Genomic DNA, 1581 nt, shown 5'->3' with positions numbered 1-1581 from the left:
TGTCAAGCGAAAGTTAAAATGTCCTAAAACCAAGGCTCACATTAATGCAAGCTTTTACTTCGCAAAAGCTTGCATTAATGTGACCGAATTTGTTAAAATTAGTCCTAAGCTGTTTGTTCAGCTTCGTACTCTTCGAGTGTTTTTCCGACACTGCGAAGATATCTTTTGAAAGATTCTAGTTTCCACGGGTGAGATTGTGGGGGAATATACTGGCGTCTTTCTTTTTTTTGCTCTGGAATCGGATCAAACTCTTGTGAGTAGTAGTCATGTTCTTTCAGTCTCCTTGTTGTGTATATTTTTTCAGCTATATTTACATAGATATCTCCGTTAAACGCTTCGATAACCAACACCTTTGATCTTCGCGTGAAGTAGTGCTCTTCACTGCCTTCCGTAGGCAGGTAGTAGTTGTTTTGATACCGAATATGATGCCCACTATCCACTTTTCTATTCGCTACTCGTGCTAATAATAAATTGATTTCTGATTTAGTTGGTGCGTTTTCATAGATGGATTCCTTCGTTTTATTGCCAAACTTCTTATTGAAAGTCCTAATCCATTTCGTTAAAAAGTGATTGGCTTCCTCCATAGATTGTATTCCAGCTAAGTCTAAATCTACAGGAAGTCGTGATTGAACAGTCCCGTTTAAGCGCTCTACGCGGCCTTTAGCTTGTGGAATAGAGGAGGTTTTAATCTCAATACCGAGTTGATGACAGGCAAAACCAAACTGGGTAAAGGTATCTTCTTCGACCGCTTTCATGGCTTTTGATGTGTATTCGAAAACCGTTCGTTTATCTGTTAAAAAAGCTAAAGGGATGCCTTGTTTCGTTAGGATCTGATTGAGCACATGATAATAGCCATTGAGTGTTTCTTGCATATCGAAATAAGCCCCGACGATATTACCAGAAGCGTCATCAATAGCTAAATGGAGATGTGTCACCTCTTTACCAAACCAGTTATAGGAGCTGGCATCCATTTGAATAAGCTCCCCCTGATATTTCTTTCTAGGACGGCTAGGGTGACTTTTTTCGGGTAACTCCATTTGATCTTCGGCTCTTGGAACCAGTGGGGTATAAGACTCTTTTTTACCTTTCATTGATTTAGCTTTGATTCGAGCATTTATTTTCTTACGTGTTTTTCTTTGAGCCTTAGGTGATAGAATATCAGCTTGATATAAAATATGACGAATGGTCGTATCGGTGTAACAGATAGCATGATCCTCCTTCAAAATTTCAGTAAAATGCTTCACGTTAGGCTTTATCTTAAAACTTTGATAGAGCTCGATCACTTGTCTTTTTGTTTCCTCTGGCACGGCGTGCCTAGCTGCTTTTCCTCTGTTGCCGTGTGAAAAAACAGCTTTTCCTCCTTCTTGATAGTCTTGAATCAATCTGTTAACTTGCCTCATCGAGAGCCCAAGTTCAACACAAGCTCTCTTTTTTTCCTTTCTTTTTTCTGCCACAGCTTTTATTACTTTATATTTCTTATCTTCATTCATCGTTAGTATTATCCTTTTCATGATTTTATTTTATCATTTTGGGACATTTTATGCTTCGACCTACTTAGGACATTATCACGTTCGAACGATA

The 1581-nt window shown here is 38.6% G+C and carries 1 protein-coding gene; it reads right to left on the bottom strand.

Going from position 1 to position 1581, the window contains the following annotated elements; all coding sequences use genetic code 11:
- Window positions 1–104: 104 nt before the first annotated feature.
- The gene (locus BM212_RS12315) at window positions 105–1490 is read right to left on the bottom strand and encodes an ISNCY family transposase (protein ID WP_072694024.1); all 1386 of its coding nucleotides are present in this window, start codon (window positions 1488–1490) and stop codon (window positions 105–107) included.
- Between the last annotated feature and the right edge of the window lie 91 nt (window positions 1491–1581).

Origin of the sequence: Marinilactibacillus piezotolerans, from assembly GCF_900114235.1 — a bacterium.
Taxonomy (GTDB): domain Bacteria; phylum Bacillota; class Bacilli; order Lactobacillales; family Carnobacteriaceae_A; genus Marinilactibacillus; species Marinilactibacillus piezotolerans.
The sequence above is the reverse complement of the archived record's forward strand: the minus strand, read 5'-3'. Positions and strand labels throughout refer to the sequence as shown.

Excerpts from the sequence above, each read along its gene's own strand:
- BM212_RS12315 (WP_072694024.1), bottom strand. The coding sequence starts at position 1,490 with ATGAATGAAGATAAGAAATATAAAGTAATAAAAGCTGTGGCAGAAAAA.